13 protein-coding genes are annotated in these 16,034 nt (G+C 48.0%); 10 read left to right on the forward strand and 3 right to left on the reverse strand.

All coding sequences use genetic code 11. The features are described from left to right. Window positions 1-393, forward strand: coding sequence for a hypothetical protein (locus CIK89_RS11425; RefSeq protein ID WP_094391492.1), 393 nt, complete (start codon window positions 1-3; stop codon window positions 391-393). A 737-nt stretch (window positions 394-1,130) separates the two neighbouring features. On the opposite strand, the gene pnp is transcribed toward CIK89_RS11425, so the two are convergent. Next, a complete protein-coding gene (pnp, locus tag CIK89_RS11430; protein WP_094391493.1) occupies window positions 1,131-3,440 on the reverse strand; it encodes a polyribonucleotide nucleotidyltransferase in 2,310 nt (769 codons plus the stop codon). 276 nt (window positions 3,441-3,716) lie between these two features. Between pnp and CIK89_RS11435 the strand changes: the two genes are divergently transcribed. The 8 genes from CIK89_RS11435 (at window position 3,717) to dusB (ending at window position 10,129) form a co-directional block, all read left to right on the forward strand. After that, on the forward strand, window positions 3,717-3,965 hold the full coding sequence (locus CIK89_RS11435; RefSeq protein WP_094391494.1) for a hypothetical protein: 249 nt from the start codon (window positions 3,717-3,719) through the stop codon (window positions 3,963-3,965). Continuing rightward, window positions 3,937-4,719 (forward strand): threonine/serine exporter ThrE family protein, encoded by a 783-nt coding sequence (locus CIK89_RS11440; protein ID WP_094391495.1) that lies wholly within the window; start codon window positions 3,937-3,939, stop codon window positions 4,717-4,719. The genes CIK89_RS11435 and CIK89_RS11440 overlap by 29 nt, the downstream gene beginning before the upstream one ends. A gap of 12 nt (window positions 4,720-4,731) precedes the next feature. After that, the gene (locus tag CIK89_RS11445) at window positions 4,732-5,223 is read left to right on the forward strand and encodes a threonine/serine exporter family protein (protein ID WP_094391496.1); all 492 of its coding nucleotides are present in this window, start codon (window positions 4,732-4,734) and stop codon (window positions 5,221-5,223) included. Between the two features lies 1 nt (window position 5,224). Further along, window positions 5,225-6,112: a LysR substrate-binding domain-containing protein gene (locus CIK89_RS11450; protein WP_094391497.1), complete on the forward strand. Its 888-nt coding sequence runs from the start codon at window positions 5,225-5,227 to the stop codon at window positions 6,110-6,112. Window positions 6,113-6,288: 176 nt separating this feature from the next. After that, the gene (locus CIK89_RS11455; RefSeq protein ID WP_094391498.1) at window positions 6,289-7,629 is read left to right on the forward strand and encodes a DUF2851 family protein; all 1,341 of its coding nucleotides are present in this window, start codon (window positions 6,289-6,291) and stop codon (window positions 7,627-7,629) included. 4 nt (window positions 7,630-7,633) lie between these two features. Then, window positions 7,634-8,029 carry a thioesterase family protein gene (locus CIK89_RS11460; RefSeq protein WP_094391499.1) on the forward strand — a complete coding sequence of 132 codons (396 nt, stop codon included), beginning with the start codon at window positions 7,634-7,636 and terminating at the stop codon, window positions 8,027-8,029. Window positions 8,030-8,031: 2 nt separating this feature from the next. After that, entirely contained in the window at window positions 8,032-9,144 is a 1,113-nt protein-coding gene (gene dprA, locus CIK89_RS11465; RefSeq protein WP_094391500.1) for a DNA-processing protein DprA, read from the forward strand. A gap of 31 nt (window positions 9,145-9,175) precedes the next feature. After that, entirely contained in the window at window positions 9,176-10,129 is a 954-nt protein-coding gene (dusB, locus tag CIK89_RS11470; RefSeq protein WP_094391501.1) for a tRNA dihydrouridine synthase DusB, read from the forward strand. Window positions 10,130-10,224: 95 nt separating this feature from the next. Here dusB and eno read toward each other — a convergent pair whose 3' ends face one another. Both eno and CIK89_RS11480 read right to left on the reverse strand, forming a co-directional pair. Beyond that, window positions 10,225-11,532: a phosphopyruvate hydratase gene (gene eno, locus CIK89_RS11475; RefSeq protein ID WP_094391502.1), complete on the reverse strand. Its 1,308-nt coding sequence runs from the start codon at window positions 11,530-11,532 to the stop codon at window positions 10,225-10,227. 114 nt (window positions 11,533-11,646) lie between these two features. Further along, the gene (locus tag CIK89_RS11480) at window positions 11,647-13,035 is read right to left on the reverse strand and encodes an RluA family pseudouridine synthase (protein WP_094391503.1); all 1,389 of its coding nucleotides are present in this window, start codon (window positions 13,033-13,035) and stop codon (window positions 11,647-11,649) included. A gap of 303 nt (window positions 13,036-13,338) precedes the next feature. Here CIK89_RS11480 and CIK89_RS11485 point away from each other — a divergent pair, with 303 nt between their 5' ends. Further along, window positions 13,339-15,990: a hypothetical protein gene (locus CIK89_RS11485; RefSeq protein ID WP_094391504.1), complete on the forward strand. Its 2,652-nt coding sequence runs from the start codon at window positions 13,339-13,341 to the stop codon at window positions 15,988-15,990. Window positions 15,991-16,034: the final 44 nt, after the last annotated feature.

Genomic DNA, 16,034 nt, shown 5'->3' on the forward strand with positions numbered 1-16,034 from the left:
ATGGACAGATATTCTAAAAGCATAATATGGGCATCTTGGATTTTTCGTGCAGGACTGCTTGTATGGACCTTTGACCCTTTGATAGAAAACATTTCTAAAGGCAATGAATTATTGATTGATGTATGGAGCAACCTATCGTTCGGTCTTTTAGTTATTTCTGCACTGTTTGAACTTGTGATGCTTATAATAAACCACAAGCGTTTTATCAAGGCATTGGAGAACTGTAAAACTACTGGTTATAGCATGGCAATAATCGATATCATTGGTATTATAGTTGCATTAATCTTCCAAAGTTCATTCTGGAATTTCTGGGCATTCATGCTCGTCTGTGATACAGTTGGTATAGGCATAGATGCCAAAAAGCAGAAAAAACAGCAAGATGCAGTGGGTTAACGGTTTGATGCTACCACAAAGTTAACAGAAAAGATTCACTCAAAACAATCATTAGACCTCATTTCTCCCATCGTGTACATCCGTATGCGATGGGTTTCATATTTTTCACAAACACTCATCAAACATGAAGATAGCAGAGGTCCACATCAGTCTTTTAAGTATCTGATTTTCAACATGTCTCGTGTGTAATATTGAAAAAAACTTTTATCAAACGTTGGATAATACTTTTATCAAACGTTGGATAATACTTTTATCAAACGTTGGATAATACCTTTGTCAAACGTTGGATAATACCTTTGTCAAACGTTGGATAATATCTTTGTCAAACGTTGACAATACCTTTATCATACGTTAGACTATACCTTTGCCAAACGTTGGACTATACCTTGGCCAAACGTTAGACTATACCTTTGCCAAACGTTGAACAATACTTTTGCCAAACATTTGGCACAGCTTGGCAAAACGTTATCAAAAGAATATAAATCAATTTTATTTCTGAGCGACATTCGAATAGGATATGAGATTTGGTGGTCGATGGGTGGTCGATATAAACAGTTTCGACCACCGTCTAAAGTACTGAACGATAACGTGATGCACACATCGGTGGTCGAGTGGTCGAAATTTTCTGAAAAATAAAATTCTTGTATAACTCTGGAAAAACGGAAAAGTGTCCTGCAAAGCCGTAAAGCTTCAGCAGGACACTTTAGATTATTTTTCAGCTATATGATTCGCTGCAATTAGAAGTCCATTTTGTCGAGAGCATCGCTGAAATCCTTGGGCTCGTTGTTGGGTTCATGGAATTCGTCGTTGCGCTGTGGACGCTCGCGGTGATCGTTGTGCTGACGACGCTCGCCACGCTCAGGACGGGGGCGACGCTCGCCACGGTCGCGACGTGCAGGACGCTCAACATATCCCTCAGGCTTATCAATAAGAACGCGATGAGAGAGTTTGAACTTACCGGTCTTAGGATCAATCTCCAGCAGTTTCACCTTAATCTTATCGCCTTCCTTGATACCAGCTTCCTCTACGGTCTCCAAACGCTTCCAGTCGATTTCTGAAATATGGAGCAAACCGTCCTTGCCTGGCATGAACTCTACAAAGCAACCATAAGGCATGATGCTGCGTACGGTACCCTCGTAAACCTCACCAATCTCAGGAATAGCCACAATGGCACGAATCTTGGCAATAGCAGCATCGATGCTGTTCTTATCGGGACCGCTCACCTGAATCTTACCAACGCCATCCTCTTCATCGATAGTGATAGTAGCACCGGTATCCTCCTGCATCTGCTGAATGATCTTTCCGCCCGGGCCAATCACAGCACCAATGAACTCCTTAGGAATCTCAAAGGCTACGATGCGGGGTACGTGTGGTTTAAGCTCAGCACGTGGCTCAGCAATAGTATCGGTGATGCATTTAAGGATGTGCTCACGGCCAGCCTTAGCCTGCATAAGAGCTTTTTCCAAGATTTCGAACGACAGACCGTCGCACTTGATATCCATCTGAGTGGCTGTCAGACCGTCCTTAGTACCAGTGGTCTTGAAGTCCATATCACCCAAATGGTCCTCGTCGCCGAGGATATCGCTCAATACAGCATATTTATCTTCACCGGGATTCTTAATCAGACCCATGGCAATACCTGATACAGGCTTCTTCATAGGAACACCTGCATCCATCAGGGCAAGCGTACCTGCACAAACGGTAGCCATAGATGAAGAACCGTTAGACTCGAGAATCTGAGATACCAGACGTACGGTATAAGGGAAGTCCTCAGGTATCTGACCCTTCAAACCACGCCATGCCAAGTGACCGTGACCAATTTCACGACGACCCACGCCACGCTGGGCTTTGGCCTCACCAGTACAGAATGGAGGGAAGTTATAATGGAGCAAGAAGCGCTGATAGCTCTTGTCAAGTACATCGTCAACAAGTTTCTCATCGAGTTTAGTGCCGAGAGTACAAGTGGTCAGAGACTGTGTCTCACCACGTGTAAAGATAGAGCTTCCGTGAGGCATGGGCAGTGGAGAAACCTCACACCAAATAGGACGAATCTCGTCGGTCTTACGACCGTCAAGACGAATACCCTCATCCAAAATGCAACGTCGCATAGCGTCGCGCTCCACATCATGATAGTAACGGTCCATCATGGCATATTTCTCTTCGAGCTCATCTTCGGTGAGATCGGCATGTGCAGTAGCATACTGCTCCTTGAAATCTGCCAATATCTTTTCGAATGCCTCAGCACGCGCATGTTTCTCAAGAGCCTGCTTGGTCACGTCGTACGAAGGCTGATAGAGTTCCTTGTTCATCTGCTCACGCAGTTCTTCATCGTTGACTTCGTGATTGTATTCGCGCTTCACATCGGTACCGAGCTCCTTGCTCAGTGCGGTTTGCAATTCACACATAGGCTTGATAGCAGCCATCGCTGCTTTCAGTGCGCCAATCATATCTTGCTCTGAAACTTCCTTCATTTCGCCTTCCACCATCATGATGTTTTCGGCAGAAGCACCAACCATGATGTCCATGTCAGCTTCCTTCATCTGTTCGAAGGTTGGGTCGATAACAAACTCGCCATTAACACGAGCTACACGAACCTCACTGATGGGGCACTCGAAGGGAATATCCGAACATGCCAATGCTGCTGATGCGGCGAATCCTGCCAATGCATCGGGTTGGTCAACACCATCTGCACTCAGAAGCATTACATTCACATAAACTTCAGCGTGATAGTTAGAAGGGAACAGCGGACGGAGCACACGGTCCACCAGACGGCTGGTAAGGATTTCGTTGTCACTGGCTTTGCCTTCGCGCTTGGTGAAACCACCGGGGAATCGACCTGCGGCGGCATACTGCTCTCTGTAGTCAACCTGCAGAGGCATGAAATCTGTTCCGGGAACTGCATCTTTTGCGGCACAAACAGTGGCCAGAAGTACGGTGTTGTTCATACGGAGAACAACGCTTCCGTCAGCCTGCTTTGCCACTTTCCCGGTTTCAATTGTGATGGTTCTTCCATCAGGCAACTGAATACTTTTCGTAATTACGTTCATCTTATTTTTTACGTCTAAATAAATAATTCATGCAAAATTACCTATTTTATTGGTAATAAACGAATAATCTGCCGATATTTTTCTTTTTTTATGAATTTGCCACAACCGTTTTCTATCGTGGGGATATAGGTACCGATAGCGGCATTCGGTATTTTTAATAGCCAATGCAAAAAGATATGGATAAAAAGCGAGACCTTTGCACACGCTTTCGAGGAAAGCGATATCGCTCAACCCTCGTTTTTACATATAAAAAGAAAGAAAAAAAATATATAAATTATGGAGACTTATAGATTAGTTATTTTAGCTGTTTCATTGGCTATGCCTTTGTTTGTTGTGGCGTTGAAAAAGTTCACTTTCGCTTTCCAAAATTACAAGAAGAGAACTCTGGGCTGTCAAGAGAAACTATTTCTCAACAACGAATGTTACGACTACGTAACAGCTGGCCACATGGCAGAAGAGGAAGTGATGATTAAGGACAACGAAACAGGCATGGTATATGACGACTACGAACTTGAACAGCTCTAAAGAAACTGCCCATTTTCTTGCCACCTATGCCGCAACCATGCTGGCTGCCGGCGGTTCATCTGCCCGTTGCGAAAAGACGGTACACCGTATTGCCGAAGCATACGGAACAACAGCAGAGATCACCATCTTACCCCATACGGTTATGACCACTGTATGGGACAAGGATCATAGTCAGTCCTTTTCCGTTGGAGAGAAATTGCCTGTCACAGGCCTCAACTTCTATGTCATTTCCCGTCTGAGTCGCTTGTCATGGGATGTCCGCGACAATGGCATCACACTGGAAGATGCAAAAAACGAATTTCGTAGCATCATGAAGAAACCACGACTCAACCCTTGGTTGGTAACGCTGCTCACTGGCCTTGCCAATGCTTCGTTCTGCCGTTTGTTTGAAGGCGATTGGAGAGCCATGCTCATTGTATTTATTGCCACTGTCAATGGTTTCTGGATTAAGAATGCTTTGCATAAAGAATGGAAATGGGATATGCGCCTGGCTGTACTTTGCGCTGCTTGTTGTTCATCAGTCATCGCCTGTGCAGGTTTTATGTTCCATTGCACCGACACACCAGACATTGCACTAGGTACCAGTGTGTTATATCTTGTACCTGGCATCCCATACATCAACTCCGTCAGCGACCTTATCCACGGACATTTACTCTGCTGCATCAGCCGTTTCATCGAAGCATCTGTGCTGACAGCATGCTTGGGCATCGGCCTATCGGTAGGCATCCTTTTAATGAACATACAATATTTCTAAAGACTTTACGTTATGATTATGACAGATATCCTGTTGGACGGTTTCTTTGCCGCCATTGCCGCCATCGGTTTCGGAAGCATCAGCAATGTGCCTCTCCAAGCTTTCAAAGGATGTGCACTGCTTGCGGCAGCAGGTCATGCCACACGTTTCGTGCTGACCCATGCCTGCGGTTGGGGACTGATTCCAGCAGCCTTTATCGGTGCATTGGTCATTGGATTCTTTGCACCGAAAGCGAGCCGCCACTGGCGTATTCCTGCCGAAGCGCTGGCATTTCCCGCTCTCTTACCGATGATTCCGGGTATGTATGCCTATCGTTCGGTTGAGGGATTGCTACAATGCATTATGAGCAAGGATGCCGAAACATTCACCCATGCCTTCTATCTGTTTAGTTACAATGGCATGGTATGCGTCATCATTGTCATACTGATGGTACTTGGTGCGACAGTTCCCATCATAGTGGATGCACGCAGACAAACTGATAATAGCGATACAAAAACAGCATAACATGGAACTAAGACAGCTTCGTTTCTTCCTAAAAGTCTCTGAGACTCTCAATTTCTCAGAAGCTTCTAAGCAATTGTACATCACCCAAAGCACACTAACACAAACTATTAAACAGTTGGAAACTGAGCTCGGCGTGGTGCTGTTCGACCGTAACAGTCACGAAGTACATCTGACAGAAGCTGGTAAGGAACTTGTGGATTATGCCAACCGCACGGTGACTGCTGCCGATGACTGCATGGCACGAATGACCGATCTGACGCAGATGAAATGTGGAACGCTCCGCATTGGTGTCACCCACTCCTTTTCATTGATGACTGCTGAAGTGGTGACAGAATTCTGCCGCCTCTATCCCAACACGCACATTGATATCACATACTTGCGTATGGAAGAACTTATCGACAAGTTGTGCCGTCATGAATTGGATGTAGTGCTGTCATACAAGCCCACTCATATCAGCAAGAAAGTGGAATCGGTAGAACTCTTCAAAGACCAGTTGGGGGTGGTTGTACCGCAAGACCACGAGCTGGCATCACGCCCTTCGCTGACTCTTGCCGACATTGCCAACTATTCGTTTGCACTTCCAGCAAAGGGCTTACAGGCGCGCAACGTATTGGAACGTCTGTTGGTTGCGCACAACATAACTCTCAACACACGTGTGGAACTGAACATTGCCACGCCCTTATTGCGCCTGGTGCGTAAGAGCAAGATGCTGACCGTGCTGTCTTGTTCAGCTGTTGCCACCACACCAGACCTATGCGCCATTCCTCTTGAAGGGGAAGAAAGTAGTATGGTGGGATGTTTCCATACGTTGAAAGGAGTATATCGGAAGTATGCTGCCGACGAAATGCTCCGTCTGCTGAAAGAGTATATCGCCTTCTACAAGATGTAAATGCAAGTGCTGACCCCATCATTCAAATGCTACATGACTATCCTCCAATCGCATATTAAACCGAAAAGTAGGGATAAATAGAATCTCTATAACCGATTGGGAGTAAAAAGAAATGGTGTAAAGTTGCCAAAAAAAAATAATTTGCGTAACTTTGCACCATTATTATTTCATGCCGCATGGAACAACTCCTACACTATGTCTGGAAGCACCGTTTGCTGCCTGCCAGACCACTTGCCACCACCGACGGACGACCGATAGAGGTGATAGACCCTGGTCTTCATAATCGCAACAGCGGTCCCGATTTCTTCAATGCCAAGGTAAAAATCGGTCAGACGCTATGGGTGGGCAATGTAGAAATCCACGACAAATCGAGCGATTGGTTTCTGCATGGTCATGACCATGATGCTGCCTACGACAATGTAGTACTGCATGTAGCTGGCATCATCGACTGCGATGTGACCAATACATTGGGCCATTTCATACCACAAATGCAGATCGATGTGCCTCAACAAGTCATCGACAACTATGAGGAGTTGCTACGTACCGACCAATATCCGCCGTGCTACCGCATCATTCCTCAATTGGCTCCCATCACCATCCATGCTTGGATGGCTGCTTTGCAAACCGAGCGGTTGGAGCAAAAAACGGAGGCTATAGCTGAACGCGCACGTAGATTGGGTGGTTCGTGGGAAGACGCTTACTTCATGACCTTGGCCCGCAACTATGGTTTCGGCATCAACGGAGACAGTTTCGAAGAGTGGGCAGCACACATTCCCCTATCGGCTGTGGGACATCATCGCGATGATCAGTTTCAAGTGGAAGCCATTTTCATGGGACAAGCAGGATTACTAACACCCGAATCCATTCCACAGCGCTACCGCGACGAAGCCGTTGCTGACCCATACTTTCAGCGCCTTAGTAAGGAATATACATACCTTGCCCATAAATTCTCACTCCAACCGATGGACCACCACCGCTGGCGTTTCCTACGACTGAGACCTCAGAATTTCCCCTATATCCGTTTGTCACAACTGGCATGTCTCTATCATGAGCGTAAAACAAGTCTCTCGCAACTGACCGATTGCAAAACTGTGGCAGAGTTGCAGAATATGATGGGCACCCACGTATCCGACTACTGGAAGACTCACTACACTTTCGGACAGGAGAGCGAAAGCAACACTAAACATCTGTCGCCATTCTCTATCAACCTATTGCTCATCAACACTTGCATCCCGATGCTCTTTGCTTACGGTCGTCACACTGCCAAAGAGGAATATTGCGACAGGGCTTTCGACCTGTTGGAACAGCTCCGCGCCGAGAGCAACCATATCATCCGCATGTGGAGCGAATGCGGTCTGAAGGTGAAAACGGCCGGCGATTCGCAAGCACTTATCCAACTAAAAAAAGAATACTGCGACCGAAAAGACTGTCTGCGCTGCCGCATTGGCTATGAATACCTTCGCCGACCAGGAGACAAAACACAGCAGCCCCATGAACAGATAAATAGCAAATCATAAATACATGAGTAAATATATCTTTGAAGCGCACATGGAAGTGCGCGACTACGAATGCGACATCGAAGGCATTGTCAACAATGCCAACTATCTGCACTATGCCGAACATACCCGCCATCTGTTTCTGAAATCACGAAACCTGAGTTTTGCAGAAATGCATGAGCGTGGGGTAGATGCCGTGGTTGCACGTATGAATCTGCAATACAAGACACCACTTCGCTGCGATGACGAATTTATTTCACGACTGTGGGTAGAGAAAGAAGGTGTCAAATACATATTCCATCAAGACATCTTCCGTGCTTCCGACGAGGCATTATGTTTCCGCGGAATCATCACACTGGTATGTCTGATAGATGGAAAACTCGCTAACAGCGAGGATTACGACCGGGCCTTATTATCATGACGATGAACGAAGATATCCGCTATACCATTGCCTTAAGTCGCATACTGGTGCTCTATCCTGCCGTTGCACAATTGCTCTACCGCGAATTTGGATCGGCCCAAGCGGTATATGAAAACCGCAACAGACTGACTGAAACCGTACCCGATTGTTCACAAAGATTGATCGAACTGCTACAAGACTGGTCAGAGCCACTACTGCGTGCCGATGAGGAGATACGTTACATGACGGAAAACAATATCGAAGCTATCCCCTTCGGTAGCGACAACTATCCCACACGACTGCACGAATGTGCCGATGCACCACTTCTACTCTACTATCGTGGCAACGCCAACCTCAATGCGCGACGCGTGATAAGCATCGTGGGAACACGCCATTGTACGGTTTATGGCAACGATTTGATTCGCCGGTTTGTGGCAGACCTAAAGACAAAATGCCCCGATGCACTTATCGTCAGCGGTCTGGCATACGGTGTGGATGTGTGCGCTCATAAGTACTCCCTTGACAACGGGATACCTACTGTTGGAGTCCTTGCCCATGGACTCGACACGCTCTACCCATCTGCCCATCGTGGCATTGCCCAGCAAATGACCGAACAGGGCGGTCTGCTGACAGAATATATGTCGATGACACGTCCTGAAAAAATGAATTTCGTGAAACGCAACCGCATTGTAGCTGGCATAAGCGATGCCACTATCGTAGTAGAAAGTGCATCACATGGCGGCAGTCTCATTACTGCCGACATTGCTCAAAACTATGGTCGCGAGGTGTTTGCATTCCCTGGTCCGGTAGGAGCGGAATATAGCAAAGGATGCAACCAACTCATCCGCAACAATGGCGCAACCCTCATCACTTCTGCCGATGATTTCATTTCATCAATGGGATGGACTACCGACAGTTTGCGTCCGCAAGCCGTAGAGCGCCAGCTCTTCCCTGATCTTACCATCGAAGAGCAAGCTGTTGTTGATGCTTTAAGCAAAACCAACGACCTACAGCTCAATATGATAACAACCGTCACCAACATCCCTATCGGCCAAGTCACCGCCCTACTCTTCAGCTTGGAAATGAAAGGAGTAGTACGTCCTATGGCTGGTGGCACCTATCATCTACTGAGCTGATACTCCGACAACCATCATACAACAATCAAGAATGACAAAAATAGGAAATATAGAATTGGGCGAACGCCCGGTGTTTCTGGCACCAATGGAAGACGTGACCGATATCGGTTTCCGTCTGCTCTGCAAGCGGTTTGGTGCATCAATGGTATATACAGAGTTTGTATCTGCCGAAGCTTTGGTGCGCGACATCAAATCGACGGTACAAAAACTAACGATTGCAGACGAGGAACGTCCCGTTGGCATACAGATATACGGCCGCGACATTGATGCTATGGTCGATGCTGCAAAGATTGTAGAACAAGCTGGTCCAGATCTGATTGACCTCAACTTCGGTTGTCCTGTCAAGAAGGTTGCAGGAAAAGGCGCAGGTGCTGGCATGTTGCAGAATATCGACAAATTGCTCGACATCACTCGTAAGGTTGTCGATGCAGTAAATCTGCCTGTCACGGTAAAGACCCGTTTGGGTTGGAACAACGACAATCTCGTCATCACCACACTCGCCGAACAGTTGCAAGACTGTGGCATAAAGGCACTAACCATCCATGGCCGCACTCGTGCGCAGATGTACACAGGTGATGCCGACTGGACACTGATAGGAGAAGTGAAGCGCAATCCCCGCATCCACATCCCCATCATAGGTAATGGCGATATCAAATCGCTCGACGATGCCGACCGCGCTTTCGACCAATATGGTGTTGATGCGGTGATGATTGGCCGTGCCACATTTGGTTGCCCTTGGATATTCAGTCGTAAGGAACTAACGCTTGATGAGAAGATTGACGTATTGGAAGAACAATTGCACATCAATGTTGAGCGCATCGACGAGCGCCGTGGTATTCTCCACACCCGTCGTCACTTAGCAGCATCGCCTGTATTCAAAGGTATTCCAGACTTCCGCCAGACGCGCATTGCCATGTTGCGTGCAGAGAAGATGGACGAGGTGATGCAGATACTGGAACAATGTCGTGAGCGATTGCGCCAATAGAGTTGTTCATCAAAACAATTATCGCATATAACTTTAAAAGGGGTGGAAGCCACATGGCATCCACCCCTTATCAGTATTTGCTGTAGTAATAGAGATTACTTCAGTTTCTTGTAACCATAAACTGAACGGCCACCGAGCTGCTCCTCGATACGGATGAGCTGGTTGTATTTAGCCATGCGGTCTGTACGTGAGAGCGAACCCGTCTTGATCTGACCACTGTTGGTAGCAACAGCGATGTCAGCGATGGTGGTGTCCTCTGTTTCACCTGAACGGTGAGAAGTAACGGTGGTATAACCGTGACGGTGAGCCATTTCGATAGCGTCGAGAGTCTCGGTGAGTGAACCAATCTGGTTAACCTTGATCAGGATAGAGTTGGCAGCACCCATCTTGATTCCCTTCTCCAGGAACTTCACGTTGGTTACGAACAAGTCATCACCAACGAGCTGGCAACGGTCACCGATGCGCTGTGTGAGTTTAACCCAGTTGTCCCAGTCGTTCTCATCGAGTCCGTCCTCGATAGAGTCGATAGGATATTTAGTAATCAGCTGCTCGAGGTAAGCAATCTGCTCCTCAGCGCTGAGCTTCTTACCATTAGGATCTTTCTTCTTACCATTCTTCAGCTGACGGTAATCGTAGAACCACTCACCATTCTCCTGAACAGCAAATTCAGAAGCAGCGCAGTCCATTGCGATCTTCACGTCCTTTCCTGGCTCGTAGCCAGCAGCCTTGATAGCTTCCATGATGGTGTCGAGTGCATCCTCGATGCCGTCAAAGTTAGGAGCGAAACCACCCTCATCACCAACAGCAGTAGAGAGGCCACGAGCCTTCAACAGCTTAGCAAGATTGTGGAAAACCTCAGCACCCATGCGGATACCTTCCTTTTCGTTGGCAGCGCCAACAGGGCGGATCATGAACTCCTGGAATGCGATAGGAGCGTCAGAGTGAGCACCACCGTTAACGATGTTCATCATAGGAACAGGCAGAACGTAGGTGTTAGTACCGCCGATATAGCGATAGAGGGGTATCTGCAGATAGTTGGCAGCAGCGTGAGCAACGGCCAGTGATACACCGAGGATAGCGTTAGCACCGAGGTTCTTCTTAGTAGGAGTACCGTCGAGTTCCAGCATCTTGGCGTCGATAGCGCGCTGATCCAGAACGCTCATACCTTCGATAGCGGGAGCAATCTTGGTGTTTACGTTCTCTACGGCTTTCTGAACGCCCTTGCCCAGATAGCGGCCTTTGTCGCCATCACGGAGCTCAAGTGCCTCGTTTTCACCGGTAGAAGCACCAGAAGGAACGCTGGCACGACCCATGTCGCCAGTTTCCAGAGTTACTTCAACCTCTACAGTAGGATTACCACGTGAATCCAGAATCTCTCTTGCGTGAATGTTTTCAATAATCATAATAATCTATTATTTTAATGAATGATTGTAAATTTCCGTGCGCAAAGTTACCAAATTTATCTCAAAACTCCATACTCCTGTGGCATTTTTATCGGTGTTTAACCTTTATTTATTTTATATAAGGTGTAGTTTGTCATGCCGAAATGGCAAAACAAAGTGCATCGGTTGGTTGGTAACAGGATGTCGGAACCATATTTCGGCAGCATGGAGCATGAGTCGGTCGGTGTCATCGGGATGGATTCGGGACGTTGTTGGGTTGGTATGTCCATATAGTTCATCGCCTTGAATGGGGCGCCCCAGCCCATCGGGGTGTGCACAATGTACCCGCAACTGATGGGTGCGTCCGGTATGTGGAGTGAGCGAAACTGTATTGGAGTCGATAAATTCATAGTCGGTGACTGCCGTTTTTCCGTGTTCCATATCAACCATTTGCAGCGGTCGATTTGTCATATCGGGCCGCATAGGCAGTCGGATGGTGCCTTTCGCTGGGCAGAGAACCTGTCCAGCTGCAGGTGGTTCGAGCAGAGCAACATAGCGTTTGCGCACCTCATGATGCAGGAATTGGTCTTGAAGATCGCGATATGCATCGAGTGTCTTTGCCACGATGAGCAGTCCTGAGGTACCCATGTCCAATCGATGTGCCACATAACTGTCGGGATAGCGTTCTCGCATGACGGTCTCCACACTATAGGTTTCGTTGCGACCAGGCACACTCAGCACTCCCGAAGGCTTATCGACCACCAGCAGGCTATCGTCTTCATAGACAATGGCAATGGGCTTTCGTGGATGTGACAATGTATCGGGATCTGGATCCACGTTAAGTCCTTTCAGCATCCATGACAGTACTGGTTTGCATTTTCCACTACACGCTGGATAGTATTGTAAGTGGTGCCGTATCTCTTGGCGAGGCGATTGTCCCCACCAGAATTCTGCCATACACCGTGGTTGAAGTTCGTGTTGATAAGCATACTGTAGGAGTTTGGGGGCACAACAGTCACCCGTACCGCCTGGAGGCAACGGAAATTTTCTTACCACACGGTCGCGATAGTAGCCTTGCCAAATATCGACCAACTGACTACTTTGCCCTTCTGCATTGAGCATGCGATACTGGTCGAACAGCCAGCGTTGTAGTTTTTGCGACCGTTGCTTGCGTGATTCGCGGTCTGTCTCTGCTGTCATGGCTGAGATGGCGCGCTCCTCCTGTTTGAAATATCCATCTGGTTGTTGGGCATCGAATACTGGCGGCACGAAATAATCCCAGTCGTTACGACCGGCAAGGAGCCCACTATAAGCAGCCAGAAACACCAGTTGTCCCTGCTGCTCACACACCAATACACCAAACATCTTGCCGCGGTCGGCATCGTCTTGCAGTTCTTTATGGCTGGCAATATAGGTTTGCACCTCTGTTGCAGCTTGTCGGCAGAGCGGATGTGGCTCGTATCTGAAGGGATAGGTGAACCGTTCGGGTGGCTTTTCGTCGGAATATAGAGGATGTAGCGTCATTGCTTTTTTGTTTTCTGATGCAAAGATACAACTTTTTTGCCAAATTCCTTTTGCATTTCGCTCGCTTAATCGTACCTTTGATACTATGCATCCAAGGTAGGCTGCACCTCGAAAATGAAAAGAAAAACATTTTTTCTTTTGCATTTCGCTCGGTTTGCACTACCTTTGAAATTACATATCCAAGGTACTCACACTCGGAAATACAAAAGAAAAACAGATTTTTCTTTTGTATTTCGCTCGCTTAATCGTACCTTTGCAAACGCTACATAAAAAACGAACTAAAACTACTAAAACATTAAGCTTATGAAACATTTTCTACACATGTTTCTCTGTTTGCTGTGCACACATACCGCTCATGCGCAACAAATAGACTTCAATCAACCCAACGACAATCCTTCACAGTATCTGGAGGAAGGTTATGAAGCATGGGGAATCCCTACGCAACAGCAACCAGCTACCAAGACATTCGGTGGCGTTACATTTACCGTAGAAATAGAAGGCGATGTCAAGGGAAAGACCCTCTATACCGTAAGATGGAAAGACGGACGCCAACATTCCAAGCTCATCTGCGATGGTGTGATGGTCAAGGGACTTGACGAACAGGGCAACAGACCCGAACTCACCACCGGACGGGTAGGCATCAAGGTGCATATAGCTGGACTGCCCAATGGCAACCACACCTTGCTGGCCTATCACAACAATACGGATGGAGGCGATTTCGTAGCTCCTCCCATCAGTATCGATGTTGATGGAGTGACCAAAGTGACGGGCATACAACAGACCCGTCGTGCTACTTCGCTCTCTGAGTCTGCCAAATCGAGCGTAGAATTTACCGTCACAGATCAACGACCTGTCACCATCACCTATTATACAGTACCTGTAGAGGGCACGACCTACACTACCACATCGCTCGAACTCAACTCGCTTGAAGTGGGCGGTGACACTTTCATGGCACTCGACCCTACCCCTGCCAACAACGACCGCCATGCGGCATGGGAGGATGGTAAGGCTTCGCTGTCGTGGAAAGCTCCCGACGGTACCGCCAAGCACCACTTGGTATTCGGCACCGACTCCATGGCAGTTGTCAATGCCACAACCTACGACTATGAAGGAACAGCAGCCTCATGGCAGACCGGTCAGCTATCGCCATTGACCAGATACTTCTGGCGCATGGACGAAGAGGATGCCCAAGGCAAGATACACCATGGCACGGTATGGTCGTTTCAACCGCGCCGCAAGGCATTTCCTGAAGCCGAAGGCTATGGTCAATATGCTGTTGGTGGACGCGGAGGCATAGTCTATCATGTCACTTCACTCGATGACGATGCCACCAATCCCCAACCCGGAACTTTCCGCTATGGTATCACTCAGGTGAAAGGGCCACGCACCATCGTGTTTGATGTGGCAGGTGTAATCCACCTGAAAGCCCGTCTGACTTGTTCTGAGAAATATGTTACCGTGGCGGGACAAACCGCGCCAGGCAACGGTATCTTGTTCCGTGGTGCACCATTCGGCATGCAGAGCGACGGTATCACCCGTTTCATCCGTCTCTACCGTGGCCATATCATTGATGCCAAAGATGCACAGATCGGTATCGACGGAATGGGTATGGCGGGCAACGACCATGCCATCATGGACCATTGCTCCATTTCCTGGACCATCGACGAGGGTTTCTCAAGCCGTAATGCCAAGGCCATCACGCTGCAACGCACTATCATCAGCGAGGCGCTCAACTGTGCCAACCATCCCAACTACGGCACGGGAACACAACACGGCTATGCCGCTACCATCGGAAGCGGACAGATGGGAGGACTGCCCGGATCGTTCCACCACAATCTGTTGGCACATAACGAAGGACGCAACTGGAGTATCTCTGGCGGACTCGATGGCACCGGCAACTATGATGGTCATCATGATGTGTTCAACAATGTGGTTTATAACTGGGGCAGCCGTGCTACCGACGGTGGTTCCCATGAAATCAATTTCGTCAACAACTACTATAAGATGGGACCTGCCACAACCATGAGAAAACTCTTCCGCCATCAGTTTGAAGGAACGGGCAGCGGCACACAGGCTGCTTATGTCAAAGGCAATATTCGCGAAGAACCATCAGGATCAAAAGTCAACGATAAGGAAGGCGACACCTATATATATGAACTCTCCAACGGTCAAGTGCTCAACTGGGAACCCTGGGCCACTAAGCCTTTCTTTGAAAGCTATGCCGAAATAGAAACGGCAGAGAGTGCCTACAAGAGTGTGTTGAGCGATGTGGGTTGCAATATGCCTACTCTTAACAAGCACGATGCACGTATCATCGACGAAACGCGCAACGGATCTACATCGACCACCGGTAGCAAAACGGGCAAAAAAGGCCTCATCGACCATGAGGAAGACAGCGAGGGTTTCGATGCCGCCAAACTTGGAATCACCACCGAGACACGTCCTACAGGATTCGATACCGATATGGATGGCATCCCCGACTGGTTTGAAGAAATTGCAGGAACAGATAAAAATGTTGCCAACAACAATGACGATCGAGATGGAGACCACTACACCGACTTGGAAGAATACCTTGATTGGATGGCACATCCAAACTTCATCGTGAAGGTTGGCGATACCAAGAGCATCGACCTCAAACCCTATTTCGCAGGCTATCCTTCGTTTACGGCTACCATTGCCAATAGCGTCAGCGGTGCCACCATCGAAGGCTACAGCCTCAACATGGTCACTACGGTCAAGGGATTCTATACCGTTCGCGTCAAAGTGAGCGACGGTTCCGACTCGATGGTACGTCAGTTCAACTTTGCCGTGACCGACGGTACAACAGGTATAGAACATGGGAAGACCGACGAAGAACAGACCGACGGTCCTATTTACGACCTTCAGGGCCGTCGCATACAGCGTCCGTCAAAGGGCATCTATATACAGAACGGACAGAAGCGACTGGCTCGTTAACTCGAAAAACAAATCCCGATTAGGGAATAAATCACATAGCAGGG

The organism is Prevotella sp. P4-119 (genome assembly GCF_002251345.1).
In the GTDB taxonomy this organism is placed as follows: Bacteria; Bacteroidota; Bacteroidia; order Bacteroidales; family Bacteroidaceae; genus Prevotella.

Coding starts and splice junctions, on each gene's coding strand:
- CIK89_RS11425 (WP_094391492.1), top strand. CDS start 1: ATGGACAGATATTCTAAAAGCATAATATGGGCATCTTGGATTTTTCGT.
- pnp (WP_094391493.1), bottom strand. CDS start 3,440: ATGAACGTAATTACGAAAAGTATTCAGTTGCCTGATGGAAGAACCATC.
- CIK89_RS11435 (WP_094391494.1), top strand. CDS start 3,717: ATGGAGACTTATAGATTAGTTATTTTAGCTGTTTCATTGGCTATGCCT.
- CIK89_RS11440 (WP_094391495.1), top strand. CDS start 3,937: ATGACGACTACGAACTTGAACAGCTCTAAAGAAACTGCCCATTTTCTT.
- CIK89_RS11445 (WP_094391496.1), top strand. CDS start 4,732: ATGATTATGACAGATATCCTGTTGGACGGTTTCTTTGCCGCCATTGCC.
- CIK89_RS11450 (WP_094391497.1), top strand. CDS start 5,225: ATGGAACTAAGACAGCTTCGTTTCTTCCTAAAAGTCTCTGAGACTCTC.
- CIK89_RS11455 (WP_094391498.1), top strand. CDS start 6,289: ATGGAACAACTCCTACACTATGTCTGGAAGCACCGTTTGCTGCCTGCC.
- CIK89_RS11460 (WP_094391499.1), top strand. CDS start 7,634: ATGAGTAAATATATCTTTGAAGCGCACATGGAAGTGCGCGACTACGAA.
- dprA (WP_094391500.1), top strand. CDS start 8,032: ATGAACGAAGATATCCGCTATACCATTGCCTTAAGTCGCATACTGGTG.
- dusB (WP_094391501.1), top strand. CDS start 9,176: ATGACAAAAATAGGAAATATAGAATTGGGCGAACGCCCGGTGTTTCTG.
- eno (WP_094391502.1), bottom strand. CDS start 11,532: ATGATTATTGAAAACATTCACGCAAGAGAGATTCTGGATTCACGTGGT.
- CIK89_RS11480 (WP_094391503.1), bottom strand. CDS start 13,035: ATGACGCTACATCCTCTATATTCCGACGAAAAGCCACCCGAACGGTTC.
- CIK89_RS11485 (WP_094391504.1), top strand. CDS start 13,339: ATGAAACATTTTCTACACATGTTTCTCTGTTTGCTGTGCACACATACC.